The sequence below is a fragment of the Kitasatospora sp. NPDC050543 genome (assembly GCF_044457565.1).
In the GTDB taxonomy this organism is placed as follows: domain Bacteria; phylum Actinomycetota; class Actinomycetes; order Streptomycetales; family Streptomycetaceae; genus Kitasatospora.
In genome coordinates this window covers 156,728-181,767 of the sequence record NZ_JBITGZ010000009.1, presented here as the reverse complement: position 1 = coordinate 181,767, position 25,040 = coordinate 156,728, and the positions used below count along the sequence as shown (strand labels likewise).

The window sequence follows — 25,040 nt, the reverse complement described above, 5'->3', positions numbered from 1 at the left end:
CGCCTCCTCGCGTTCCTCAATGCTGCCAGACCCCGACCCAGTCGACCCGCAGCTGGGCCGAGGAGACGGTGGAGGGTGGCGATTGCAGGTAGCCCACGGCAAGGTTGAGCACGACCTCCATCGGGACGTGCGGGAGCTGCGCGGGGTCGGTGACGCTGAACCGCTGCACGCCGTCGACGTACCAGGTGACGGAGGTCGGCTCCCAGTCCATCGCGAAGACGTGGTAGCCCGAGGAGAGGTCCACCGGGCCGTAGCGGCGGCCGACGTGTGCGTCGTTGCCGTCGGCGGTGCGCCAGTGCAGGTTCATGTCGACGCGCTGGTCGGAGTTGGCGAACTCGGCCACGTCCAGCTCGGGCGGGGTGCCCCTGGTCTCGGCCGGGATGAGCCAGAAGGCGGGGAAGAACCCGGCGGCGTCCTGCGGGAGTTGGATGGCCGCGGCGAAGTAGCCGTAGGTGAAGGTCCTGCGGGGTTCGCTCGTCCAGGAGTCGCGGCCGGTGCTGACCATGCCGGAGGTCCAGGGGTAGACCTTGCCGTCGCTGCCGTAGGTGGTGCGGCGGTCGGCGGTCAGGGTGAGCGCGCCGCCGGAGACGGCGACCTGGCTGGAGAGGTACCACTGGTCCTCGCCGTTGCCGGCGTTGGTGCAGCCGCCGAGTGCCCAGTCGTAGCAGGTCGTCCAGTTGAGCGGGTTCAGGGCGGTGCCGTTGAAGTCGTCCCGCAGGACCGGGTGCCAGGGGCCGGCGGCGGCGGGCTGGCCGGCCGCGGGCGCGCCGGCGTTCGGCGCGGCCGACGGCGGCGATGCGGTGCCGCCGGTGGTACCGATGGCGGGGGCGCAGGAGACGGTGAGCAGCAGCAGGAGGACGCCCGCGAGGTAGCCGGTGCGCAGGCGGCCGTGGCGAGCCGGCGGGCCACCCGGGCGATGGCCCGGCTGCCGGGCGGCGGGCTCGGGTGCGTCCTCCCCCGGGCCGTCGGGCTGCTCCGGGCCCTCGGGCCGGTCCTGCGGCGCCGGTACGGCCGGAGTGCTGCGGTCCGGCGCGGGCGGGCGGCGGGAGGGGAGCAGCGTCAGCACGGTGGTCAGCAGCGCGAGGGCGGCCACCGCCCGGCGGACGGTGAACAGGCCGGGCAGGAACAGCGCCTCGGCGACCAGCGCCGAGAGCGCGACGCTCAGCGTCACCACCAGGACGGCCGTCGCCAGCCGGCCCGGCCAGACGGTGAACGGTGCCGGGGTGGGCCTGGCCCGCAGCAGGACGGCGATCCCCGGGCAGGTGAGCAGGAAGACACCGGTCACGACGGCCCGCAGCGGCCCGGCGGGCAGCCCGGCGGGCAGCGCGGTGGCTGCCAGGGCGAGCCAGCCGGAGAGCGCGAGGGCTTCGCGCGGTGTGGGCCGCAGCCTCCTGCCCGGCCCGCCGTCCGGCGCGCTCCTCGTCGCCCGCGGCGACGCGCCCCTGAACGCGCTCCTCCACGCGCTGGTCATGGCTCTGGTCACGATGTGCTCCTGAAGGGGCCCTGGCCGGCCACCGTGGTGACGTGCCGGTAGACGATCGAGTCCCCGTCGATGAACACCGGCCGCAGGTTAGGCGAGATGGCGGCCGCGTCGCGCAGCCGCTCGACCGTGTCGGTGGGCAGCACGCCGGTCATCCGGCACTCGGCGACCTGCGCCCTGGTCAGGATGAGGTAGGACGGCCCGGTCACCCTCGGGTCGGACATGGTCGCCTCCAGCACCGCGTCCGGGTCGTTCAGCAGGGCCCGGCGGTCGGGGACGGTCCGCTGCGCGAGGACCGTACGGACGTGTTCGTCGTAGCGCTGGTCCGCGCCGGGGACGTCCGCGGTGACGGAGACGACCTGCGCGCCGGGCGGCGCCGTGCGGGCGATGTACGCGGCGGCGGCGACCTCCTGCGGGGTGAAGTGGTACATGTCGTCCTTGCTGTAGTAGCCACAGAGCAGGCCGGCGAGCAGGGCGAGCATGATCGGCAGCGGGATCCACATCCCGGTGCGGGGCAGGGCGCGGGTCGGCACGATCAGCGTGGCGACCAGGAAGGCGGCGGCGGGGAGGGCGAACAGGTACGCCCGGAAGATCATCTCGCCGCCGTAGGGGTTGCCGAGCAGCAGCGGCATCGGGGCGAGCATCAGCAGCGGCAGGGCGGTGCGCCGCACCCAGCGGTGGCGGACGACGGCGACGGCGGCCAGCAGCAGCACCGTCGCGGTCAGGCCGCGGTCGACCCAGGAGGCCAGCACCTGGTACGGGGCGGCCTGCCCGAGCGCGGCGAAGCCGGAGACGGCGTTGCGGTCGGGCGCACCCAGCGCGGCGACCAGGTCGCCGATGTGCTGGGAGACGTACGGGCGGGCGACGGTGGAGTTCCACAGCAGGGTCATCCCGACCGCGGCGGCCAGCGCGGGCAGTACCACCCGGCGGTTGCCGCGCGGCAGCGAGAGCAGCGCCAGGGCGCTGATCAGCATCAGCGGGGTCAGCGGGTGCGAGGTGACGATGGCGGCGGTGAGGATCAGCACCAGGGCGAGGGAGGCGGGGCGCCAGCCGCCGCGCGGTGAGCTGTCACTGAAGCTGGACAGCGCGCGGGCGCCGGGCTTCTGCGGTGGGGCAGCGGGGTGTCCGTCAGGGGGCTTGTCATCAGCGGCTGCGGGCTTGTCGTCGGGGGCTCCGGGCTTCTCCTTCGCCCTCGGGCCGGCTCCGGCCCGGCGGACGGCCGCCACCCGGCGCAGCACCAGCGCGAGCACGGTGAGGAACAGCAGGTAGGCGAAGGCCTGCGGCGAGAAGTAGTCCTGGCCGATCCACGAGGTCGAGAAGTACAGCCAGACCCCGCCCCAGATCAGCCTGCGGTCCCTGGTGAACGTCCGGTAGATCAGCAGCAGCGGGCCCATCAGCAGCACGTTGGCCAGCACCGGGTACCAGGACGCGTACCCGACGGCCGAGTGCAGGCCGGTCGCCCGCAGGAACAGCGCGTTGAGCTGGAAGAAGCCGGGCCACTGGTTGTAGATGTCCAGGTCGTGGGCGTTCGGGACGGTGCCGTTGTGCCGCAGGACGGCGTCGACGATCGCGATGTGCTTCCACGCCCAGGAGTAGCGCAGGGTGGGGTAGAGCAGGCTGGGCGTCGCGTGGATCATCGCGATCAGGCCCAGCACGTAGCAGGCGAGCCAGCGCTGCGGGAGCCGCTTGTCTCGCAGGGCCGCCGAGAAGCCGATGGTCAGGACGATCAGCGCCAGCCAGTACGGCACGGGCAGGGCCTGGAGCAGGCCGAGATCGCCCATCCGGTCGAGCCGGACCCGGGGCAGGGCGACCAGCCAGAGGGCGAGGGCGACGGGCAGCGGGGCGCGCACCGCCCAGCCGCTCCACCCGGCGCTGCCGGGGATCCGGCGGCGCGGCCGGCCGGTGGCGGGCAGCGGCTGCCCGGCGGCCACCCGGGCGGACCGGCGCGTGGCCGGCCTCGGGTTTGCCGTCACCTGCTGCTCAATCATCGGACGCCCTCCTCGGGGGCTGTACCGCACGGTGAACCAGTCATGATCGGTGAACATCAGTCGGCCGGCGGTCCGCCGACGGGGCTGCCGATGGCGGCCCGCAGCCGGCGGTAGGTGCGCCAGCCCCGGGTGTAGAGGCTCTCCGGAATCGGTGCGACCCTTGCGCCGCGTCCCCTGGTCCAGTCCTCGAACACGTCCGCCGGTGTGTCGCTGCGGACCATCAGCCGGCAGATCCGCAGCGGATCGTCCCCGGCGGAGCTGAACTTGTTCTCGACGGCGGTGGCGGAGGTCCAGCCGGCCCCGGCCACCCGGCGGCGCACGGCGGGGCTGGAGTACCCGTGCGGGTAGGCGAAGGCGGTGGCCTCGTGGCCGAGCGCCTCCTCCAGCCGCGTCTTGCTGCCGGCGAGTTCCTCGGCCAGGTCGGCGCCGCGCAGGGTGTCGAGCTGGGCGTGGGTCTGGGAGTGGCCGCCGATCTCGACACCGGTGGCGTCGAGGGTGGTGATCTGGCGCCAGTTCAGCATCTCGGCGGGTGGCAGCAGGCTGCCGGTGGGCTCTCCCCCGGGCGGGTGGACGGCGCCGACGGTGACGTACAGGGTGGCCGGCATCCCGCGGTCGGCGAGCAGCGGGGCGACTGTCCAGTAGAAGTCGGCGAACCCGTCGTCGAAGGTCAGGACGGCGGCTCCGGCGGGCAGCGGCGGGCCGCCGTGGATGGCGGCGACCAGGCGGCGCAGCGGGACGACGCTCAGGCCGCTGTCCACGATCCGGGCGAGCTGTTCGCGGAAGACGCGGGGGGAGACGGTGTGCGGGGCGATCCACGACGGCGGGTCGTCCGAGACCGAGTGGTAGAGGAAGACCGGGACGGCCGTCATGATCGGTTCCTCGTCAATCGCCTGCTGGTGCGGGTGGATCGGACCGGGAATTCGGGGGCGGGGGCGGCACGCCGGGCGGCCGGGCGGACGAGGGCGAGCCGGCCCGTCAGGTAGCCGAGGGTGGTGATGCCCACACCCGAGACCAGGGCGCCGGCGGTACGCGGCCGGGCCTCGCGCAGACTCTGTGCGAGCGCGGCGGGTACGGCGCGGCGCAGGTAGCCGCGTTCGGTGGCGAGTGCGGCGCCGGGGCCGGCGAGCTGGGCGACGACCGCCTTGGAGCGGCCCTCGGCGTAGCAGCGGGCGCGGAAGTAGGCCCAGGTGGTGCGGGAGGCGGGGACGTGGTGGCGGACGGCGGCGGCGGGCTCGTAGTACAGCACGGCGTCGGGGTTGCGCTGGGCGATCCGCAGGCAGAGTTCGGTCTCCTCGCAGCCGAGCGGCTTGCTGCCGATCCGGCCGAGGCGGGTGCTGAAGCCTCCGGCGTCGAGGATCGCCGCGCGGCGGAAGGACATGTTGGCACCGATGAAGTTGCGGACGGCGCAGGCGCTCGCGGGGGCGCCCCGGTAGGTGCAGCCGACCACCCAGTCGAACTCGGGCGGGAACCACCGGGGCCGGCCGCTCTCCCAGCGGGCGCGGACCAGGCCGCCGACGCCGAGCACGGCGGGGTCGCGGTAGCCGGCCAGCAGGTGGGCGGTCCAGTCGGGGGCGGCGGCCGCGTCGTCGTCGAGGAAGGCGACCACCTCGCCGCTCGCGGCGGCCACGCCGGTGTTGCGGGCGCCGGACAGGCCCTGGCGCAGGCAGTTCTCCATGACCCGCGCGGCGGGCAGCAGCCGCGCCGCGAGGCGGGCCAGCTCGGGGCAGTGGTCGATCACCAGCAGGATTTCGGCGGGCTGCCGCTGCTGGGTGCGCACCGATTCGACGGCGGCGCACAGGTCGTCCCAGCGGTCCAGGGTGTAGGCGCAGATGACGACGGTGAGGGTGGGGTCGGTGCGGTCGGTGTGCTCGGGGTGCTGTCGGGTGGTCATCACGCTCTCCGCTCCGGTGGGATGCCCTCTACCGCGGCCGGGTCCGCCGGGGCCGGGTCCGGCGCCGTCCCGTCCAGCACGGTCCCGTCCGGCGCCGTCCCGTCCGCCGCCGGGGCCCGCTTGGGTGCGGGCAGCCAGCGCGGCAGGGTGAGCAGCAGGGGCACGCCCAGCGCGCTGCTCGCCAGCAGCCAGGCCAGGCCCACCCCGGGCAGGCCGAGCAGCGGCAGCAGCACGGCGACCAGGACGACCACCAGGATGGCGAAGGCGAACTGCAGCGAGATCAGCCAGCGCAGCGCCCGGCGTACCCGGGACACGTCGATGGCCACGCTCAGCAGGACGTTCGGCAGCGCCGACAACGCCATCAGCCGCAGCACGGTGGTGCCGTTCGCCGCGTACGCGGCGCCGAACAGGCTCAGGATCCAGGGGGCGGCGACCACCACCACCGCGACGGCGCAGACCAGCAGCAGTACGGTGTGGCGCAGCATCCGGCGGGCGTGCTCGCCGAGGCGCTCGGGCGCCCTGGCGGCCTCGACGACCAGCGAGCTGCCCATGCTGAAGGCGGCCACGTACAGGGTGTCGGCGATCACCCAGGCCAGCGAGTAGTAGGCGTTCTGGGCGGCACCGAGCTGGTTGAGCACCAGCAGCGGCACCACGCTGTAGGCGGCGATGCCGGAGAGGTTGCCCAGGTAGTCCGCCATGGCGTAGCGCATCACGCGCTCGGGGGCGGGCGCGCCGGTCCGGTCGGCCCGCTGGTGGGCGGGCACCGCGTGGCGGAACAGCACCGCGTTGGTCACCACGATCGAGACGACGAGCGCCGCGGACCAGGAGACCAGGATGCCGCTGCCGATCGCCAGCACCGCGCAGAGCATCAGCATGACGGTCTTGGCGGCGGCGAACAGGGCGTTCTCGCCGAGCACCCAGCCGGGGCGGCGCAGGCCGGTGAGCGCTCCGTCCTGGAGGACGAAGAGCGAGTAGCCGAACGTCATGCCGATGAAGGCGCAGGCCACCAGCGGGGTGCGCAGGAAGCCCAGACCGGGGGCGATCCAGGGGACGAGCAGCAGGAAGACCCCGGCGGCCAGCGTGCTGAAGACGGCGCTGACGAGGTAGCAGCGCAACAGCAGCGCTCGGGTGTGCCGCCCGGCGGCGGGGAGGAAGCGCACCAGGACGTCGCCGAGGTTGAACCTGCCGAGGGCGGAGAGCAGGGTGGCGGCGGAGATCGCCGCGTAGCTGAGGCCGACGGTCTCGGCGCTGTACCAGCGGGTGGCGAAGATCCAGAAGACCGAGCCGAGTGCCGCGGCCAGTACGGCGCTGGCGGCCAGCAGGTGGCCGTTGCGCAGCAGCGGTTCGCTGCCGTGCCGCAGCCTGACGGACCTGACCCGGGCCCGGAGCAGGCTGAGGTAGGAGCACTCGCAGGGCAGCGGCTCGGGGCAGGCGCACGTCCGGGCGGACGCGTCCGTGCGGGGGGCGAGGCCGGGGATCACGGTCGCACTCCCGCCCGGACCACGTGCTGGCGGCGCACGCTCACCAGGTAGCTGAACGGGCCGTGCAGCAGGCCCAGGAACTCCTGCCGGCCCAGGCGCGCCAGCGTGCTGTCGCGCTCCTCGGCGGGGCCGCTGCGGCCCCGGCGCACGATCTGCCAGACGCCCCGGGGCACCCGGCGCAGCAGGGCGGCCAGCAGCGCCGGCCGGTGGGTGACGGCGGCGGTGAGGTAGGCACCGAAGCCGACGCCGAAGCCGTACACCTGGGCGGTCAGGGCCTCCATGGTGCGCCGGTGACGGTGCCAGATGATCGCGTCCGGCTGGTAGGCGACGCTGTGGCCGCCGGTCAGGACGCTCAGGAAGGCCAGCAGGTCCTCGCCGCCCCGGCTTGGGGTGCCGGTGCCGGTGGCGGGGTCGAAGCCGCCGATCGTGCGCAGCACGTGGGTACGGAAGGCCATGCTGGCACCGGTGCCGAAGCGGCTGACCGCGAAGGGGAACAGCGGGTCCTTGGAGCGCTCGCCGAGGGTCCAGCGGCGGGCGGTGAAGCCGCGGGAGAAGCCGCCGTAGCGTTCGAACATCGCCTGGGCCTCGGTGTCGAGTTCGGCGGGCAGCACCAGGCCGGTGACGCAGCCGATCCGCTGATCCGCCCGGAAGGCCTCGACCAGGGCGGCGACCCAGTCCTCGTCGACGACGGCGTCGTCGTCGGTGAAGGCGCAGATCTCGCCGTGGGCGGCGGTCAGCCCGCTGTTGCGGGCCCGGGCCAGGCCCGCCACCGGCTCGCGCAGGTAGCGGACCCGGCCGCGGTAGTGGGAGCGGATCAGGGTGGCGGTGGCGTCGGTGGAGGGCGCGTTGTCGACCACGATGATCTCGGTGTTGGGGTAGCCGGTGCGCAGCAGGGCGTCCAGGCACGGGCCGAGCATGTCGGCGCGGTCGCGGGTGCAGACGATGACGCTGACGAAGGGCGGATCGGGGCCGGGGGCGGGCGGCGGCGCGGGTACGGCGGTCAGGTCGAGCCGGCCGAGGGCGGCGTCGGTGAGGGCCCGGCGCAGCCCGGCGAGGTCCCCCGCCGTGACGGTGGCGGTGACCAGCCCGAGCGGGTGGCCGTGCCGGCGGACCAGGGCCAGCACCGGCCCGTCGGGGTCGACGCTGCCGTCGGCCGCGCCGGGCCGGCGCAGGCCGTTCGGCCGGTCCAGGTCCAGTTCGAGGACCTGGGCGGGTGCCTGCGGGCAGATGGCTGGAGCGGACATGGCGGGCTACTCTCCGGTCCGGACACCGCGTTGGTGCCAGACGCTGTACAGGTAGCTGAACGGGCCGTACAGCAGCCCGCGCAGCTCCAGGCGGCCGAGTCCGGCCACCGGGTCGGCGGGGCGGGTCGCGCAGGCGGCCCGGTTGCGGCGGGCGGAGTTCCACGCCCAGACGCCCCTGGGCAGCCGCCGGACCAGCTCGGCGGCCACCGCCGGCTGGTGCGAGACGGCGGCGGTCAGATAGGCGCCGAAGCCGACGCCGAAGTTGAAGATCTGCCTGGTCAGCGCGTCGACGGTACGCGGGTGGGGGTGCCAGACGATCGCGTCCGGCTGGTAGGCGACGCTGTGGCCGCCGTTCAGGACGCGGAAGAAGGCGAGCAGTTCCTCGCCACCGCGGGCCGGGGTGCCGGCGCCGGTCGCCGGGTCGAACCCGCCGAGGCGGCGAAGCAGGTCGGTGCGGAAGGCCATGTTGGCGCCGGAGCCGAAGCGGCCGACGGAGAAGCGCAGCAGGGGGTCCTCGTTGTCGCGCAGCGACCAGCTGCGGGCGGTGAAGCCCCTTGAGTACCCGCCGTAGCGCTCCAGGGCGGCCTGGGCCTCGGTGTCGAGTTCGGAGGGCAGCACCAGGCCGGTGACACAGCCGACCCGGTCGTCCGCCAGGAAGGCGTCCACCAGGGCGCTCACCCAGCCGATGTCGACGATCAGGTCGTCGTCGGCGAAGGCGCAGATCTCGCCGCGGGCGGCGGCCAGGCCGCGGTTGCGGGCCCGGGCCAGGCCCGCCACCGGCTCGCGCAGGTAGCGGACCTGATCCGGGTAGCGCGACCGGAGCAACACCTCGGCGGCGTCGCTTGAGGGCGCGTTGTCCACGACGATGACCTCGACATACGGATAGCCGGTCCGCAGAAGCGAGTCGAGGCACCTTCGCAGCATGCCCTCCCGGTTGCGCGTGCAGACGATCACACTGACCGTCGGCCGGCCCGCGGGCACCCGGGCGCGGCCCACCCGACCAGGGCGCGCCACGGGTGTCGCGGAAGACGGTGTCCGGTCCGACCTCGCGGGGACCGGCAGTTCGCGACGAGCGGCATCGACCAGCGCCCGGCGCAATCCGGCTGGATCGCCGGGTGTTCCGGTGGACGTCACCAAGCCGAGCGGGTGTCCGTGCAGCCGCACCAACGCCAACACGCGGCCGGCCGGGTCGACGGTGCCGAGACCGCCGGGTGAGCGCAACCCACTCGGCTCGTCCAGGTCCAGTTCGACGATCCGGACGGGGGTGTAGAGCGAGTCGCGGACGGCAACGCAGGGGCAGGCTGCTGCGGTGCGCCGGTCGGAGCCATTCATCATCTCTCCCCCGCCACCGCGGCCGCGACGGGCCGGGCGCCTGGACGCTCGGCGAGCAGGGTCCGCAGCACCCGGCGGCCGTCGGAGACGGCGTGCAGGTGCGAACGCCCGCTGCGGCGGGGAAGTTCGAGGCTGGGCACCTCGGCGATCCGAAGGCCCGAGCGCAGTGCGTGGGCGACCATCTCGGCCTCGATCTCGAAGCCGGAGGAGCGCAGGTCCAGGGTTTCGAGGAAGTCCCGGCGGAACGCGCAGTAGCCGTAGCACAGGTCGGTCAGGGTGGCGTGGTAGAGCCGGTTGACGACGGTGAGCAGCACCCGGTTGCCGAGCGAACGGATCCGGGTGAAGTCCAGCGAGCCGCCGCCGGCGATGCAGCGCGAGCCCTTGACGAAGTCGTAGCCGTTGTCCAGGAAGTGCAGGAAGTGCGGGATCTCGCCGGGCCACATCGAGCCGTCGGCGTCCATCATCACGATGTACTCGCCGGAGGCGGCCGCGAAGCCGGTGCGCAGCGCGTTGCCCTTGCCGGGGCCGCTCTGCTGGACGCTGCGGACGCTGGGCAGGCAGTGCCTGGCGACCGGGACGGTGGCGTCACTGGACGATCCGTCGACCAGGATGACCTCGTCCACGCAGCGCGGGATCTGCTCGAACACCCAGGGGATGTTGCGGGCCTCGTTGCACGCGGGGACGACCAGGCTGACGGTCCGGGTCCCCGGGGCGCGGTCGCCCGCCCGTCGCATCGGGCGGCGATCGCTGGAGCGGCGGGTGGGCCGCTGGAAGGACACCTGGTCGGTCGCCCGGCGCATCGGTGGTCCGCCGGAGTCCGGGGACGCGAGGGCGTTGGGGGGCAGGGTGGTGCTCATCGAGGTCTGCCTCTCGGGAGGCGACGGGCGCGCCGCGGATACGGGCGGGCCCCTGGTCACGGGGCGGGTCGCTGCGGGTCCGGACGGGCCTTGGGTCGGTCCGGAGGGGCGCAGGCACGGCCCCGGAGGTGGGTCCCGACGGAATGCGTCTCCCGGATGCTCCCGGAAGGGGGACCGGCGGGGACCTGACGTGATGACTGAGAGCGGTCGGCAGCGCCGTCCGGTCTCCGGCGCCGGAGCGCCGAGCTACAAACTGGCCAATGTGCTGTCCGCACGTGGTGCGGTGCCAGTGACCTCATCTTCTCCGGGCCGCACCCATCAAGTCAAGGCATTTGAAAGGATTTGTCCGAATCCACGGAACGGCCTTCAGGCTCCTCGACGATCCGGCGGGCGATCTCCCCCGGGCGCACCGGGCGCCCGAAGTGCCAGCCCTGCGCCCAGTCGCAGCCCATCTGGCGCAGCCGCTGGGCGTCGGCCCTGGTCTCCACCCCCTCGGCGGTCACCGTCAGGTCCAGCGTATGGGCCATCGACACCAGGCCGCTGACGATCCGCCAGCCCGTGCGCTGGTCCTTGGCCGGGTCGTGCAGGTCGGCGATGAAGGAGCCGGCGATCTTCAGTCCCGAGACCGGCAGGTCCCGCAGGTAGGCCAGGTTGGACCAGCCGGTCCCGAAGTCGTCCACCGCCAGCGAGACGCCCAGGTCGACCAGCCCGTGCAGGGTCCGCAGCGACTCGTCCTCGGGGCCGACCACCGCGCTCTCGGTGATCTCCAGCTGGAGCAGCGCCGGCGCCAGCCCGGTGTCGCGCAGGATCCGTTCCAGGTCGGCGACCAGCCCGGCGCTGCGCGCCTGACGGACCGCCAGGTTCACGTTGAGCTGCGGGGCCGCGACGCCGAACCGCACGGCCCAGTCGGCGGCCTGACCGCACGCCTGCTCCAGCACCCAGCGGCCGAGCGGCATGATCAGGCCGGTCTCCTCGGCCGTCGCCACGAACTCGTCCGGGCCGAGCACTCCCAGCTGGGGGTGGCGCCAGCGCACCAGCGCCTCCACCGCCGCGAGCCGGCCGTCGGCCAGCGCGTACAGCGGCTGGTAGTCGATGTAGAACTCGCCCCGGTCCAGCGCCGCCGGCATCCGCACCGACACCGCGTAGCGGCTGACCGCCCGGGCGTTCTCCTTCGGGTCGAACAGCGTCCAGCGCCCGCGCCCGGCCTCCTTGGCCCGGTAGAGCGTCAGGTCGGCGGCCCGGACGGCGGCGCCGGGGGTGGTGGTGGCGATCCGGCGCTCCAGCACGCCGACGCTGGCCCCGACCGCCAGCCGGTGGTCCCCGATCAGAACGGGCCCGGCCAGCGCCTTCAGGACCGTCTTGGCCGCGGCGATCGCCTCCTGCTCGCCCCGGCAGTTCTCCAGCAGCACCACGAACTCGTCACCGCCCAGGCGCGCGACCAGGTGGCCCAGCGGGGTCAGCGCGGCCTTCAGCCGGCCCGCCACGGCGGCCAGCAGCTGGTCCCCGGTGTCGTGGCCGAGGCTGTCGTTGACCACCTTGAAGCCGTCCAGGTCCACGTAGCAGAGCCCGAACCTGGCACCCGGCGCCGGGTCCTCGAAGAGCCGCTCCAGCCGCTCGAAGAAGGCCGTGCGGTTGGGCAGGCCGGTCAGCGGGTCGTGGGTGGCCTGGTGGCGCAGCCGCTCCTGGAGCCGGTACCGGTCGGTGATGTCCTCCAGCATGGCCGCCTGGTACTTGGGCCGCCCCTCGTCGTCGCGGATCAGCGAGACGGTCAGATGGGTCCAGACCACCTCGCCGTCCCTGCGGTAGTACGGCTTGTCGCACTGGAAGTACTCGCGCCGGCCGCTGATCAGCTCCTCGTACGCCTCCCAGACGCCCGGGGTGTCCTCGGGGTGCACCAGCTGGTCCACCCGGTAGTTCCCCAGGTCCTCCGGGCGGGCGCCGAAGATCTCCGCCAGCGCCCGGTTGACCGCCAGGATGTTGCCCTCCACGTCGCCGATCCCGATGCCGATGGCGGCGCTCTCGAACAGCGCCCGGAAGCGCGCCTCGGAGGCCCGCAGGGCCTTCTCGGCGTCCACGCGGGCGGTGTCGGCGGCGGCCCGGATCGCCTCCTGCTCCCGCAGCGTCCGCTCGCGCAGGGCGGCCGCCCAACCCGCCGCGAAGGCTCCGCAGAGCTCCGGGCCGCGCCCGTCCGCGGCGGGCTGGCCCTGGAGCAGTGCGACCGCGCGGGCGAGCACCACCGGGTCGGTGAACTGCGCGTCGACCAGCAGGGCCCCGGCCTGCTCGGCCAGCGCGGCCTCGAACGGGTCGTCCTGGCGGGCCCGGTGCAGCAGCCCGGCCGTCCTGGAGACCAGCCGGCCCAGCGTGCCCGGGTGCACGGCGGCGCCGTGGCCGCCCTTCAGCAGGCGGGCCCAGTCCTCGTGGAACCGTGCGGCGTCGGCCTGTGCCCCGGCATCGTTCACGGACGCAACCCCACACCCGCGAGGCCCGTCATCCGCTCGGGGTGCGGCCCCACTCCGTCCGGCGCGTCGGGGCGCCACTGCGGCAGGTAGACCACGCCGGGATCGACCAGTTCGAAGCCGGCGAACAGGGCGCGGATCTGCTCGCCCGTGCGCATCGTCAGCGGCGTCGGCGTGCGCTGGTAGAGCCGCTGGTGCTCCTTCGCCTGGTCGGGGCGGCCCTCCAGCGAGGCGTGCGAGATCACCAGCGCGCTGCCCACCGGTATCGCCTCGCGCAGCACCGCGACCAGCTTCCACGGGTCGTCCCCGTCGGCGACGAAGTGCAGCACCGCGACCAGCAGCACCGCCACCGGCTCGCCGGCCGCCAGCAGCCGCGCCACCTCGGGGCGGCCCAGCAGATCGTCCGGATCGCGCAGGTCCGCCTGGACGACGTCGCTCAGCGGATCGTCCGCCAGCAGCAGCCGGCTGTGCGCCACCGCGACCGGGTCACGGTCCACGTACACCACCTCGGCGCCGGGCCTGATGGCTCGGGCCACCTCGTGCACGGGCCCGAAGGTCGGTATGCCCGAGCCGATGTCCAGGAAGCGGGTGATTCCCGAGGCGGCCAGGAAGGACACCGCCCTGCGCAGGAAGGCCCGGTTGGAGCGCATGATCATCGGCAGTTCGGGCCAGAGTTCCATCGCCTTGCGGGCCATCTCGCGGTCGACTTCGAAGTTGTGCGATCCGCCGAGGTAGAAGTCGTACACCCGGGCCGCATTCGGCCGCTCCAGGTCCGCCCCCGTCGGCACCCAGCTCGGTCGCTCCATGCGGTACCCCCTCTTTCGACTCGGACCGCCCCGAGCGGACTTCGCGAGTCACACCACGAGTCACACCGCTCGAAAGCAGACAGAAGCAGACAACAGGCACAGAAGATCATCCTCCGCATCAAGGGCGGGTGCAAGCGGAGAATTCCCACCCTGCCCGCCGGGCCGCGGCGCCGGACAATGGCCCCGATGGCCGGACGCATCGAGGACTACGCCCTCATCGGAGATCTGCAGACCGCCGCCCTGATCAGCCGGGGCGGCTCGGTCGACTGGCTCTGCCTGCCCCGGTTCGACTCCCCCAGCTGCTTCGCCCACCTGCTCGGCGAGCCCCGGCACGGCCACTGGCGGCTCGCCCCGGCCGGCGCAGGGGAGTGCGCCACCCGCGGGTACCGGGGCGACAGCCTCGTCCTGGAGACCGAGTGGCAGACCCCCACCGGCGCGGTCCGGGTCACCGACTTCATGCCGCACCGCGACCGCTCCCCGCAGCTGATCCGGATCGTCGAGGGCCTGCGCGGCAGCGTCGAGATGCGCGGCGATCTGCGACTGCGCTTCAACTACGGCCGGATCGCCCCCTGGGTGCGCCGCACCGAGCACCACCGGGTGGCGGTCGCCGGGCCCGACTCCGCCTGGCTGCGGGTGCCCCCCGGCGTGCACACCTACGGCGAGGACGGCGCCACCGCCTCGGTGTTCACCGTCGAGGCCGGTCGGCGCATCCACTTCGTGCTCACCTGGCAGCCCTCCCACCTGCCCACCACCCCGCGCACCGACCCCGAGCGCGCCCTGCGCGAGACCCTGCTGCGCTGGCAGGACTGGGCCGGGCGCTGCCACTACCGGGGAGAGTGGCGCGAGGCCGTGCTGCGCTCGCTGATCACCCTCAAGGCGCTCGCGTACGCGCCGACCGGCGGCATCGTCGCCGCGCCGAGCGCCTCGCTGCCCGAGGAGATCGGCGGGATCCGCAACTGGGACTACCGCTTCTGCTGGCTGCGCGACTCCAGCATGACGCTCTCCGCGCTGCTGCGCGGCGGCTTCCGCGAGGAGGCGACCGCCTGGCGCAAGTGGCTGCTGCGGGCCATCGCCGGCGATCCGCGCGACCTCCAGACCATGTACGGCGTGGCCGGCGAGCGCGCGCTGCCCGAGACCACGGCCGACTGGCTGCCCGGCTACGAGGACTCCCGTCCCGTGCGGTTCGGCAACGCGGCCGTCGCCCAGCTCCAACTCGACGTCTACGGCGAGGTGGTGGACACCCTGTACCTGGCGCTGCTGGCCGGCATCCCGATGGAGCGCCACGTCTGGGGCCTGCTGCGGGCCCTGATGGACTACCTGGAGAGCCACTGGCACGAACCCGACGAGGGCCTGTGGGAGGTGCGCAGCAGGCGCCGGCACTACGTCCACTCCAAGGTGATGGCCTGGGTCGCCGCCGACCGCGCCGTCCGGCTCGCCGAGGCCACCGGCCTGCCCGCGCCGGTCGAACGCTGGCGGGCGATGCGCGACGCCGTGCACGCCGACGTCTGCGCCAACGGCTACCAGGAGCGCCTGGGCGTGTTCGTCCAGTACTACGGCGCGCGGGAGTTGGACGCGGCGACGCTGTTCATCGTGAAGACCGGCTTCCTCCCGCCGGACGACCCCCGGGTGATCCGGACGGTCGACGCCGTCCGCTCGGAGCTGGACCACGGCGGGTTCGTCCGCCGCTACAACGGGCAGCCCGGCGCCGACGGGCTGCCCGGCGGCGAGGGCGCCTTCCTGGCGTGCTCTTTCTGGCTGGCGGACGCGCTTGCCGCGACCGGGCGGCGCGAGGAGGCCAGGGAGCTGTTCGCCCGGGTGGTGGCGCTGGCCAACGACCTGGGCCTGCTCTCCGAGGAGTGGGATCCGCTGGAGCGCCGCCAACTCGGCAACATGCCGCAGGCGTTCACCCACGTCGCGCTCGTCAACACCGCCTTCACGCTGGCCGAACCGTAGGGCCTGGTGCCGTCGTCCCCGCGCCGCTACGCTGGCCGCCGGCACCGGCGGACGGACGGTACGGAGATGCACCTCACGCACTACCGCTTCAGCTGCGTCTGGCAGTTGGACGCCGCCCCGGCCGCCGTCCACGCGGCGCTGGAGGACATCGCCGGGTACCCGGCCTGGTGGCCGCAGGTGCGCGCGTTCCGGCAGCTGGGCGAGCGTTCGGGCGAGGTGGTGATCCGCTCGTTGCTCCCGTACAGCCTGACCCTCACCCTGCACGACGCCCGGGCCGCCACCGCCCCGGACGTGCTGGCCGTCACCATGAGCGGCGACCTCCAGGGCTGGTCCCGCTGGACGCTCACCCCCCACGCGGGCGGCACCCGGGCCCTGTTCGAGGAGGAGTGCCGCACCGGGCGGCCGCTGCTGCGCCGGCTCGCCCTGCCCGCCCGCCCGCTGCTGCGCGCCAACCACGCCGCGATGATGCGCGCGGGCCGGCGCGGCCTGCGCGCGCACCTGGCCGGCCGCTGACCCACCGGCCGTGACCGGCGATCACGGCCGGATGACCGACCTCCTGCTCAGCGTCCGGCCCGCCCTCGCCGGCGTCTGCGGGCAGGGCCGCGAGCGGCGGATGGGCAGGGTGCGGCCGGGCCGCCCGGCTGCGCAGCGGCGCCCGGACCGTGAACGCGCACAACCCGCGCCGCCCCGGCGTGCCGGTCGGCCGACGGCGGTCGGCAGGCGGCACAGTGGCCGGGTGAGTGACGCTGCGGAGCTGCCCGAGAGCCACCGGGCCGGCTGGTTCGAGCTCTTCTTCGACCTGGTCTTCGTGGTCATCGTGGCCGTGCTGGCCCAGGGGCTGCACGGGGATCCGGGCCCGGCGCAGTTCGGGACGTTCCTGGTGCTGTTCTTCCCCGCCTGGTGGGCGTGGGTCAACCTGATGCTCACCGTCAACGTCTTCGGGTCCACCGCCACGCGCGTGCAGGCGGTGCTGCTGGCGGTGATGCCCGGCCTCGGGCTGCTGGCCGCGGCGGCGCCGCAGGGCCTGGGCTCGCGGGCCTGGGCGTACGCGCTGGGCGCGGCCTGGGTGCGGGTGATGCTGTTCGTGCTCTGGTGGCAGCAGGCGCGTCGGGGGTTCAGCGGCATCCCGCTCTGGCGTCCGCTGCTCTACGGGCTGACCACCGCCGTGATGTGGGCGGTGTCGGCGGCGCTGCCGAGCCCGGCCCGGTTCGTGCTGTGGGGGCTGGCGATCGCCCTGGAGGTGGTGCTGCTGGCGGTCCGCACCGGACCGAGCGAGGAGTCCCACCTGGGCGTGTACGCGCAGCTGTCGCTGGAGCACCTGGTCGAGCGGATCGGGTTGTTCGTGGTGATCGTGCTCGGGGAGAGCGTCTTCACCCTGGTGGTGTCACTGGCCGCGCACTTCACCGGCGCCTCCGGCGCGGCCGCGCTGTTCGGCTTCGTGGCGGTCGCCGAACTCGCCATGATCTTCTTCCTCTGGGGCACCGAGAACGCCGCCCGGGGCCTGGACCGGGCACGCAGCGCGGGCGCCACCCGGGCGATCCGCGACACCGTGATGTACCTGCCGTTCCTGCTGGTCTCGGGCATCACGGTGATCGCCGCGGGCCTGGGCACCGCCGTCGCCGAGCCCCTGCACGTCCTCCCCGCCGGGGCCCGCTGGGCGCTGGCCGGCGGGGTGATCGCCTTCTACACCGCGAACGCGGCGATCTCGCTGCGCTACGGCGACGGGGTGCGCACCGTGCTGCGCTGGTACGTACCGTATCTGGTGGTCACCGGCGGCGTGCTCGTCCCGGCGGCCCTGCTGCTGGACGCCTGGGCGGCGGTCGCCGTCACCGCCGGGGTGATCCTGCTGCTGGCCAAGCTCTCGCGCTGGAAGGCCCTGCGGGCGCAGCGCCGCGCCTGACCCGGCCGCCCCCGCTGGCCCGCCCCCGCTGGCCGGAGCCGACCCCGGCGCGGCCGGACAGGACGTAGCGTGAATCCCGGGCACCACCGCCCCCACGACCGGGAGGACCGTGTTGGGCACCTTCGACCCCGACTTCGACGCAGCCCTCGGCTCCGAGGCGTCGTTCGGCCTGGACGAGCCGGCCGGCCTCGACGCGCCCTTCGACCTCGACGAGCCGTTCGACCGCGCCGGTACGGGCAGCAGCAAGTGGGCGCGGACCCGGGGGCGGCCGGGGGTGATCGCGATGGGCCTGGCCGATATGGACCTGCCCGGCCCGCCCGCCGTCGCCCGGGCACTGGCCGCCCGCGCCGCCCACCGGGCGTACGGGTACACCGTCTGTGACCCGGCCGGACGCGAGCTGGTCGCGCACTGGTACCGGGAGCGGCACAAGGTGGCGGTGGACCCGGACTGGGTACTGCTGCTGCCCTTCGGCCCGCGGACGGCCCTGCGGCTGCTGCTGGCGGCCCTCGCCCCGGCCGGCCCGGTGCTGTTCCCGACGCCGGAGTGGGGCGGCTTCGCCCAGCTGTGCCGGGCCGCCGGGCTGGCGTACCAGGAAGTCCCGCTGGCCAGGGACGGTGGCGGCTACCGGCTGCCGGTCGGCGAGTTCGCCCGCCGCCGGGGCGGGGCGGTCCTGCTCAGCAGCCCGCACAACCCCTCGGGCCGGGTCTGGTCGCGCGCCGAGATCCGGGGGCTGGCCGAGGCGGCGGCCGGGCACGACGGGGTGCTGGTCTCGGACGAGGTGCACGGCGACCTGGTCCACCCGGGCCGGGGCCTGCGCCAGCCGGTCACCGTCGACGCGGCCGGTGACCTCGCGGCCCGGACGGTGACGCTGAACTCGGTCGGCAAGACCTTCAACACCTCCGGCATCCCGAGCTGCTTCGCGCTGGTGCCCGACCCGGCGCTGCGCTCGCGGCTGACCGACCTGATGGCGGGCTACGGCCTCTGGGAGGGCGGCCTGCTGGAGCAGGTCGTCCAGCGGGCGGCGCTGCGCCACGGCGGCCCCTGGCTGGACGCCCTGCTGGCCCGGCTCGACGCCGGCGGTCGGCAGCTCGCCGCCCTGCTCGGCGCTGCGGTGGTCTCCCCGCCACAGGCCTCCTACCTGCTCTGGCTGGACGCCGCCGCGCTCGGCCTGCCCGCCGACCGGGCCCGGGCGGCCCTGCTGGAGCGGTGCGCCCTGGAGGCCTCCGACGGCACCGACTTCGGGCCGGGCGGTCACGGCCTGCTGCGGCTGAACTACGCCCTCCCCGGACCGCTGCTGAGCACCGCCATCACCCGTCTGCGCACCCTCTGACCTGCGAGGACATCTCTTCACCGGATCTTTGCGCGGCGAACCGGCATGCTCCGTAGCAGACTGGGCAGGAAAGACCGGGCCGCAACCGTGATCCCGAGGATGGTGAGTCCGGTGATACCCGTACGCCCGAGCCCCGCGCCCGCCCATCAGGCCGCGCAACCGCCCCAGACGGTCACCCCGCTGACCGAGTCGACGGCCCAGAACCATGTGGCCGGTGTCTGTTTCAAGATCGGACCGCCCCGGCTGGTCGGGGTGGAGGTCGAGTGGTTCGTCCACGACGACCGATGTCCGGACTCCGTGGTCGAACCGGAGCGGATCGCCGCCGCACTGGAGTCCCTCCCCCCGCACCCCGGCGGCCTGGTCCTTCCCGCCGGGTCACTGATCACCCGAGAACCGGGTGGGCAGGTCGAGCTCAGCTCCCCGCCCGCCGAGAGCCTCACCCGCTGCGTGGAACAGACCCGCGGCGACCTGACCGTCCTGCGGACCGCCTTCGCGGCGCAGGGCCTGCGGCTCACCGGAGCCGGCACCGACCCCCAGCCACGCGGCCGCCGGATGGTCCTGGACCACCCCCGCTACCTGGCGATGGAGCGGTTCTTCGACCGTGGCGGCCCCTGGGGCCGGATCATGATGACCGGCACCTCGTCCGTCCAGGTGTCCCTGGACGCCGGAGCGGAGAGCGGCCCGCACGCGCTGCGCGAGCGCTGGCGCCTGGCCCATCTGCTCGGCCCCGTCCTGGTCGCGGCATTCGCCAACTCCCCGCTGCTGGACGGCAAACCCACCGGCCACCGCTCCACCCGGCAGACCGTCTGGTCCCGGATGGACCCCAGCCGGACGCTGGCGCCCGCCAGCACGAACGGCGCCGGCGACCCCCGGCAGGCCTGGGCCGACTACGTCCTGGACGCCGAGGTGCTCTGCATCCGCCGCGCCGACGGTCTGCCCTGGACAGCCCCCGCCGGCCTCACCTTCCGGGACTGGCTGCGCGGGGCGGGCGACCGTCCGCCCACCCTCGCCGACCTGGACTACCACCGCACCACGCTCTTCCCGCCGGTCCGGCCCCGCGGCCACCTGGAGCTGCGGATGGTCGACGCCCAGCCCGGCGACGGCTGGATCGTGCCCGCCGCACTCACCAGCGCCCTGCTGGACGACCCGCGGGCCGCCGACGCCACGCTCGCCGCGCTCGAACCGCTGGGCCTGGACGGCGCCGCGCCGCCGCCCCGCAACACCGTCTGGCAGCGGGCCGCCACCCACGCCGTCGCCGACCCCCAGCTCCGGCGGGCCGCGCTGGCCTGCTTCGCCGCCGCCGACGCGGCGCTCGCCCGGCTGGAGGGCGCCGAGCGGCTGCGCGCCGCCGTCGCCGACTTCGCCGAGCGCTACCCGGCCCGTGGCCGCTGCCCCGCCGACGACCAGCTGGACGCCCTGCGGGCCGGCGCCCGCCGTACGCCCGAGGAGGACTCACCGTGCTGAACCACGACACCGCCCAGGGCACCGAACAGCTGCGCGACCTGATCGCCACCGAGCTGCTCAGCGCCCGTGAGCGCACCGCCGCCCTCACCGGCTGCGTGGAGGATCCCGAACTCACCGCCCAGCACTCCCCGCTGATGTCGCCGCTGGTCTGGGACCTCGCGCACATCGGCAACCAGGAGGAGCTGTGGCTGCTGCGCAACGTCGGCGGCCGCGACCCGATGCACCCCGAGATCGACCCGCTCTACGACGCCTTCGAACACCCGCGCGCCGAGCGGCCCAGCCTGCCGCTGCTGCCGCCGGCCGAGGCCCGCGCCTACGCGCACGAGGTCCGCGGCCGGGTGCTCGACCTGCTGGCCGCCAGCCCGCTGGAGGGCGCGCCCCTGCTGGACGCCGGCTTCGCCTTCGGCATGATCGCCCAGCACGAGCAGCAGCACGACGAGACGATGCTGATCACCCATCAGCTCCGCCAGGGCCGGCCCGCGCTCACCGCGCCGGCGCCGCCGCCCGCCCCCGCCGACGCGGGCGAGCTGCCCGCCGAGGTGCTGATCCCCGGCGGCCCCTTCACCATGGGCACCGACACCGAACCGTGGGCACTGGACAACGAGCGCCCTGCCCACCAGGTCGAGCTGGCCGACTACCTGCTCGACACCACCCCCGTCAGCAACGGCGCCTACCTGCGCTTCATCGCCGACGGCGGCTACGACGACGCGCGCTGGTGGACCCCCGAGGGCTGGGAGCACCGCAACCGGGCCGGCCTGTCCGCGCCGCTGTTCTGGACCCGGGACGGCGGCCAGTGGCTGCGCCGGCGCTTCGGCGTCACCGAACCGGTGCCCGAGCAGGAGCCGGTGCTGCACGTCAGCTGGTACGAGGCGGACGCGTACGCCCGCTGGGCCGGGCGCCGGCTGCCCACCGAGGCCGAGTGGGAGAAGGCCGCCCGGCACGACCCGGCCACCGGCCGCTCCCGCCGCTACCCCTGGGGCGACCAGCCCCCCGGCCCCGAGCACGCCAACCTCGGCCAGCGCCACCTGCGGCCCGCCGCCGTCGGCAGCTACCCGCAGGGCGCCTCGCCGTACGGGGTGCGGCAGCTGATGGGCGACGTCTGGGAGTGGACGTCCGGCGACTTCCGGCCCTACCCGGGCTTCCGGGCCTGGCCGTACCGGGAGTACTCCGAGGTGTTCTTCGGGCCCGAGTACAAGGTGCTGCGCGGCGGCTGCTTCGCGGTGGCGCCGGTCGCCTGCCGGGGCACCTTCCGCAACTGGGACTACCCCGTGCGCCGGCAGATCTTCGCCGGCTTCCGCACCGCCCGCGACGCCGCTCCCCGCGAGGCGTCCGCGCGGGCCTCCGCCCGGCCCGGCTCCTCCCCGGGCGGCCGCTGATGTGCCGCCACCTCGCCTACCTCGGCGAGCCGCAGAGCATCGGCGAGCTGCTCGTCGACCCGCCGTACGGGCTGTACCGGCAGTCCTGGGCACCGCGCGAGCAGCGCTACGGCACCGTCAACGCCGACGGCTTCGGCATCGGCTGGTACGCGGACGGGGATCCGGTGCCCGCCCGCTACCGGCGGGCCGGTCCGATCTGGGCGGACGCCTCGTTCGCCGACCTCGCCCGGGTGGTGCGCGCCCGGGCGCTGCTGGCCGCCGTCCGCTCCGCCACCGAGGGGTGCGCGGCCGGGGAGAGCGCGGCCGCGCCCTACGGCGAGGGGCGCTGGCTGTTCAGCCACAACGGCGCGCTGCCCGGCTGGCCCGAGAAGGCCGGCCCGCTGGCCGCCCTGCTGCCGCCGGCCGAGCTGCTGACGCTGGAGGCCCGCTGTGACTCCGCGCTGGTGTGGGCGCTGGTCCTGCGCAGACTGCGGGCGGGCGCCGAGCCCGGCGAGGCGCTGGCCGGCACCGTCGCCGAGGTGGCCGCAGAGGCCGACGGCCGGCTGAACCTGCTGCTGACCGACGGCGAGAGCATCGCCGCGACCGCGCACGGCGACACGCTGTACCACCGCTCCCGCCCGGGGCAGGCGGTGGTGGTCGCGTCGGAACCCTCCGACGACGGCACCGGCTGGGCCCGGGTGCCGGACGGCTCACTGCTGCTGGCCACCGTCGGGGGCGTCACCGTACGCCCGCTCGGCTGAGCCCCCACCGGCCCACGGAACCCCGCAGCCTCATGGAACCCAGCGACCCCATGGAACCCAGCAGCACTGGCCTCACCGGCCCTTCAGCCGACCGAATCTCACCGACCCTCACCGACTCCGGAAAAGGACGAGCCGCCGTGAGCACCTTCGATCTCACCCGACACCTGCCCGCCGACCACTTCAGCCAGGCCCTGCGCCACGACGTGCAGCTCGGTCTGACCGGGGATCCCAAGTGGCTGCCGCCGAAATGGTTCTACGACGCCCGGGGCAGCGAACTCTTCGAGGAGATCACCAGACTGCCCGAGTACTACCCCACCCGCGCCGAGCGGGCCATCCTGACCGCGCGCGCCGGCGACATCGCGGCGGCCACCAGGGCCCGCACGCTGGTCGAGCTGGGCTCGGGCTCCTCGGAGAAGACCCGGCTGCTGCTGGACGCCCTGCGGGGGCTCGGCACGCTGACCACCTACGTGCCGGTGGACGTCAGTGAGAGCGCGCTGACCGCCGCGGGCCAGGCGCTGGCCGCCGAGTACCACGGGCTGACGGTGCACGCCGTGCTGTCCGACTTCACCGCGGGCCTCGGCCTGCCGGAGGGCGGCGGCCCGCGGCTGGTCGCCTTCCTCGGCGGCACGCTCGGCAACCTGCTGCCGGCGGAGCGGGCCGCCTTCCTCGCCGCGCTGCGCGGCTCGCTGGAGCCGGGTGACTTCCTGCTGCTGGGCACCGACCTGGTCAAGGACCCGGCGGTGCTGGTGGCCGCGTACGACGACTCGGCCGGCGTGACCGCGGAGTTCAACCGCAACGTCCTGAACGTGCTCAACCGGGAGCTGGACGCCGACTTCGACCCGGAGCTCTTCGAGCACGTCGCCCGCTGGGACGCCGAGCAGGAGTGGATCGAGATGCGGCTCCGTTCGCGCCGCACCCAGACCGTCAAGATCCCCGCGCTGGACCTGCCGGTGCACTTCGAGGCGGGTGAGGAGCTGCGGACGGAGGTCTCGGCGAAGTTCCGCCGGGAGCGGGTCCAGCAGGAGCTGGCGGCGGCCGGCTTCCGGCTCTCCCGGTGGTGGACGGACGAGGAGGGACGCTTCGGGCTCTCGCTCGCCGAGCCGCTGTAGTCGGCGGGAGCGGGGGATCCCGGGACCCGCCATGTATTCACTTCATAAATCCATGGCGGGTCCAAATCTGATCCGACTTACAAGCTCTGAACGATTGGGGATACGATCGCGGCACCAGCTCAGCGTTGAGTACTCAGGAGTCGTAGATCGTGAGCGTCACCCAACACCCTGTGAAGGCAGAGGCCCCGGCACCCGACCGGCTCGGCTTCGTCGTCTTCATCACCGCCGCCGCCGCACTCGGCGGGTTCCTGTTCGGCTACGACAGCTCCGTGATCAACGGCGCGGTCACCGGCATCCAGGGCAGATTCGGCATCGGGGACGGCGTGACCGGCCTGATCGTCTCCTCCGCCCTGCTGGGCTCGGCGGTCGGCGCGGCGCTGGCCGGGCGGTTCGCCGACCGCTACGGCCGGATCCGGGTGATGAAGGCCGGCGCCGTCCTGTTCGGGATCAGCGCCGTCGGCTCGATGATGCCGTTCGCCGCCTGGGACCTCGCCGCCTGGCGGGTGCTGGGCGGCGCGGCCATCGGCATCGCCTCGGTGATCGCGCCGACGTACATCGCCGAGGTCGCGCCGACCAGGTACCGCGGGCGGCTCGCGTCCTTCCAGCAGGCCGCGATCGTGCTCGGCATCGCGATCTCGCAGCTCGTGAACTGGATGCTGGCCCGGTCCGCCGGCGGCGACACCCGCGGGCAGCTGCTCGGGCTGGAGGCCTGGCAGTGGATGCTGGGCGTCTGCGTCATCCCCGCCGCCGTCTACTTCGTGCTCGCCTCGATGATCCCGGAGTCCCCGCGCTTCCTGATCTCGGCCGGCCGGCTGCCGCAGGCCCGCGAGGTGCTCCGGGAGGTCGAGGGCGCGGGCTGCGACACCGACGCCCGGATCGCCGAGATCCAGGCCCTGATCGCCTCCGACCACCGGCCGCGCTTCGCCGACCTGCTCGGCGGGCGGTTCGGCCTGCTGCCGATCGTCTGGGTCGGGATCGGGCTGTCGGTGTTCCAGCAGCTGGTCGGCATCAACGTGATCTTCTACTACTCGTCGATCCTCTGGCAGTCGGTCGGCATCGACCAGAGCAGTTCGCTGCTGATCAGCTTCTCCAGCTCGGTCATCAACATCGTCGGCACGGTGATCGCGATCCTGCTGGTCGACCGGATCGGCCGCAAGCCGCTCGCCCTGGTCGGCTCGGCCGGGATGGCCCTCTCGCTGGGCCTGTGCGCCTGGGCGTTCTCCTCCGCCACCGGCAGCGGCGGCGACGTCGCGCTGCCCGACCTCCAGGGCACCGTCGCACTGATCGCCGCCAACGCCTTCGTGCTCTTCTTCGCGATGTCCTGGGGTGTGGTCGTCTGGGTGATGCTGGGCGAGATGTTCCCCAACCGGATCCGGGCCGCCGCGCTCTCGGTCGCCGCCTCCGCGCAGTGGATCGCCAACTGGGCGATCACCGTGTCGTTCCCGTCGATGGCCGGCTGGAACCTCTCGGCGACGTACCTGCTGTACGCGCTGTTCGCGGCCGGCTCGATGCTCTTCGTCGCGAAGTACATGCGCGAGACCAAGGGCGTCCGGCTGGAGGACATGGGCTGACCCGCCCCCACACGGCCCTCGGCCCCTGCACCCTAGCGGCAATCGCCCGGGCGCAGGGGCCG

General features: G+C 74.2%; 19 protein-coding genes. 9 read left to right on the top strand and 10 right to left on the bottom strand.

Features of this window, described 5'->3' with window-relative positions; translation table 11 throughout:
* Positions 1 to 16: 16 nt before the first annotated feature.
* The 10 genes from ACIBH3_RS14380 to ACIBH3_RS14335 form a co-directional block, all read right to left on the bottom strand.
* A complete protein-coding gene (locus tag ACIBH3_RS14380) occupies positions 17 to 1,483 on the bottom strand; it encodes a family 16 glycosylhydrolase (protein ID WP_396312250.1) in 1,467 nt (488 codons plus the stop codon).
* A complete protein-coding gene (locus tag ACIBH3_RS14375) occupies positions 1,480 to 3,468 on the bottom strand; it encodes a glycosyltransferase (RefSeq protein WP_396312249.1) in 1,989 nt (662 codons plus the stop codon). Before ACIBH3_RS14375 ends, ACIBH3_RS14380 begins: the two co-directional genes overlap by 4 nt.
* Before the next feature lie 56 nt (positions 3,469 to 3,524).
* On the bottom strand, positions 3,525 to 4,337 hold the full coding sequence (locus ACIBH3_RS14370) for a polysaccharide deacetylase family protein (protein WP_396312248.1): 813 nt from the start codon (positions 4,335 to 4,337) through the stop codon (positions 3,525 to 3,527).
* Positions 4,334 to 5,359, bottom strand: a complete 1,026-nt coding sequence (locus tag ACIBH3_RS14365) for a glycosyltransferase family 2 protein (protein ID WP_396312247.1) — start codon at positions 5,357 to 5,359, stop codon at positions 4,334 to 4,336. The genes ACIBH3_RS14370 and ACIBH3_RS14365 overlap by 4 nt, the downstream gene beginning before the upstream one ends.
* The gene (locus tag ACIBH3_RS14360) at positions 5,359 to 6,840 is read right to left on the bottom strand and encodes a lipopolysaccharide biosynthesis protein (protein WP_396312246.1); all 1,482 of its coding nucleotides are present in this window, start codon (positions 6,838 to 6,840) and stop codon (positions 5,359 to 5,361) included. Before ACIBH3_RS14360 ends, ACIBH3_RS14365 begins: the two co-directional genes overlap by 1 nt.
* The gene (locus tag ACIBH3_RS14355; RefSeq protein ID WP_396312245.1) at positions 6,837 to 8,084 is read right to left on the bottom strand and encodes a glycosyltransferase; all 1,248 of its coding nucleotides are present in this window, start codon (positions 8,082 to 8,084) and stop codon (positions 6,837 to 6,839) included. Before ACIBH3_RS14355 ends, ACIBH3_RS14360 begins: the two co-directional genes overlap by 4 nt.
* A 6-nt stretch (positions 8,085 to 8,090) precedes the next feature.
* Positions 8,091 to 9,416: a glycosyltransferase gene (locus ACIBH3_RS14350; protein ID WP_396312244.1), complete on the bottom strand. Its 1,326-nt coding sequence runs from the start codon at positions 9,414 to 9,416 to the stop codon at positions 8,091 to 8,093.
* Positions 9,416 to 10,273 carry a glycosyltransferase family 2 protein gene (locus ACIBH3_RS14345; RefSeq protein ID WP_396312243.1) on the bottom strand — a complete coding sequence of 286 codons (858 nt, stop codon included), beginning with the start codon at positions 10,271 to 10,273 and terminating at the stop codon, positions 9,416 to 9,418. Before ACIBH3_RS14345 ends, ACIBH3_RS14350 begins: the two co-directional genes overlap by 1 nt.
* Before the next feature lie 323 nt (positions 10,274 to 10,596).
* Positions 10,597 to 12,732, bottom strand: a complete 2,136-nt coding sequence (locus ACIBH3_RS14340) for a putative bifunctional diguanylate cyclase/phosphodiesterase (RefSeq protein ID WP_396312242.1) — start codon at positions 12,730 to 12,732, stop codon at positions 10,597 to 10,599.
* Positions 12,729 to 13,535, bottom strand: a complete 807-nt coding sequence (locus ACIBH3_RS14335) for an SAM-dependent methyltransferase (RefSeq protein ID WP_396312241.1) — start codon at positions 13,533 to 13,535, stop codon at positions 12,729 to 12,731. The genes ACIBH3_RS14340 and ACIBH3_RS14335 overlap by 4 nt, the downstream gene beginning before the upstream one ends.
* A 186-nt stretch (positions 13,536 to 13,721) precedes the next feature.
* On the opposite strand from ACIBH3_RS14335, the gene ACIBH3_RS14330 reads away from it, so the two are divergent.
* The 9 genes from ACIBH3_RS14330 to ACIBH3_RS14290 all read left to right on the top strand — a co-directional run bounded on the left by ACIBH3_RS14330 (position 13,722) and on the right by ACIBH3_RS14290 (position 24,978).
* On the top strand, positions 13,722 to 15,488 hold the full coding sequence (locus ACIBH3_RS14330; protein WP_396312240.1) for a glycoside hydrolase family 15 protein: 1,767 nt from the start codon (positions 13,722 to 13,724) through the stop codon (positions 15,486 to 15,488).
* Positions 15,489 to 15,554: 66 nt separating this feature from the next.
* Positions 15,555 to 16,001 carry an SRPBCC family protein gene (locus ACIBH3_RS14325; protein ID WP_396312239.1) on the top strand — a complete coding sequence of 149 codons (447 nt, stop codon included), beginning with the start codon at positions 15,555 to 15,557 and terminating at the stop codon, positions 15,999 to 16,001.
* A gap of 223 nt (positions 16,002 to 16,224) precedes the next feature.
* Positions 16,225 to 17,388 (top strand): low temperature requirement protein A, encoded by a 1,164-nt coding sequence (locus ACIBH3_RS14320; protein WP_396312238.1) that lies wholly within the window; start codon positions 16,225 to 16,227, stop codon positions 17,386 to 17,388.
* A gap of 112 nt (positions 17,389 to 17,500) precedes the next feature.
* Positions 17,501 to 18,718 carry an aminotransferase class I/II-fold pyridoxal phosphate-dependent enzyme gene (locus ACIBH3_RS14315; RefSeq protein WP_396312237.1) on the top strand — a complete coding sequence of 406 codons (1,218 nt, stop codon included), beginning with the start codon at positions 17,501 to 17,503 and terminating at the stop codon, positions 18,716 to 18,718.
* A gap of 99 nt (positions 18,719 to 18,817) precedes the next feature.
* Positions 18,818 to 20,182, top strand: coding sequence for an ergothioneine biosynthesis glutamate--cysteine ligase EgtA (gene egtA, locus ACIBH3_RS14310; protein ID WP_396312236.1), 1,365 nt, complete (start codon positions 18,818 to 18,820; stop codon positions 20,180 to 20,182).
* Entirely contained in the window at positions 20,176 to 21,558 is a 1,383-nt protein-coding gene (gene egtB / locus ACIBH3_RS14305) for an ergothioneine biosynthesis protein EgtB (protein ID WP_396312235.1), read from the top strand. Before egtA ends, egtB begins: the two co-directional genes overlap by 7 nt.
* Entirely contained in the window at positions 21,558 to 22,298 is a 741-nt protein-coding gene (egtC, locus tag ACIBH3_RS14300; RefSeq protein ID WP_396312234.1) for an ergothioneine biosynthesis protein EgtC, read from the top strand. The genes egtB and egtC overlap by 1 nt, the downstream gene beginning before the upstream one ends.
* Before the next feature lie 137 nt (positions 22,299 to 22,435).
* Complete coding sequence (gene egtD / locus ACIBH3_RS14295) at positions 22,436 to 23,407, top strand: L-histidine N(alpha)-methyltransferase (RefSeq protein ID WP_396312233.1); 972 nt, start codon at positions 22,436 to 22,438, stop codon at positions 23,405 to 23,407.
* 149 nt (positions 23,408 to 23,556) lie between these two features.
* Positions 23,557 to 24,978: a sugar porter family MFS transporter gene (locus ACIBH3_RS14290; protein ID WP_396312232.1), complete on the top strand. Its 1,422-nt coding sequence runs from the start codon at positions 23,557 to 23,559 to the stop codon at positions 24,976 to 24,978.
* The last annotated feature ends 62 nt before the right edge of the window (positions 24,979 to 25,040 follow it).

Excerpts from the sequence above, each read along its gene's own strand:
- egtC (WP_396312234.1), top strand. The coding sequence starts at position 21,558 with ATGTGCCGCCACCTCGCCTACCTCGGCGAGCCGCAGAGCATCGGCGAG.
- ACIBH3_RS14330 (WP_396312240.1), top strand. The coding sequence starts at position 13,722 with ATGGCCGGACGCATCGAGGACTACGCCCTCATCGGAGATCTGCAGACC.
- egtA (WP_396312236.1), top strand. The coding sequence starts at position 18,818 with ATGGTGAGTCCGGTGATACCCGTACGCCCGAGCCCCGCGCCCGCCCAT.
- ACIBH3_RS14370 (WP_396312248.1), bottom strand. The coding sequence starts at position 4,337 with ATGACGGCCGTCCCGGTCTTCCTCTACCACTCGGTCTCGGACGACCCG.
- ACIBH3_RS14355 (WP_396312245.1), bottom strand. The coding sequence starts at position 8,084 with ATGTCCGCTCCAGCCATCTGCCCGCAGGCACCCGCCCAGGTCCTCGAA.
- ACIBH3_RS14345 (WP_396312243.1), bottom strand. The coding sequence starts at position 10,273 with ATGAGCACCACCCTGCCCCCCAACGCCCTCGCGTCCCCGGACTCCGGC.
- ACIBH3_RS14335 (WP_396312241.1), bottom strand. The coding sequence starts at position 13,535 with ATGGAGCGACCGAGCTGGGTGCCGACGGGGGCGGACCTGGAGCGGCCG.
- ACIBH3_RS14375 (WP_396312249.1), bottom strand. The coding sequence starts at position 3,468 with ATGATTGAGCAGCAGGTGACGGCAAACCCGAGGCCGGCCACGCGCCGG.
- ACIBH3_RS14365 (WP_396312247.1), bottom strand. The coding sequence starts at position 5,359 with ATGACCACCCGACAGCACCCCGAGCACACCGACCGCACCGACCCCACC.
- ACIBH3_RS14325 (WP_396312239.1), top strand. The coding sequence starts at position 15,555 with ATGCACCTCACGCACTACCGCTTCAGCTGCGTCTGGCAGTTGGACGCC.
- ACIBH3_RS14350 (WP_396312244.1), bottom strand. The coding sequence starts at position 9,416 with ATGAATGGCTCCGACCGGCGCACCGCAGCAGCCTGCCCCTGCGTTGCC.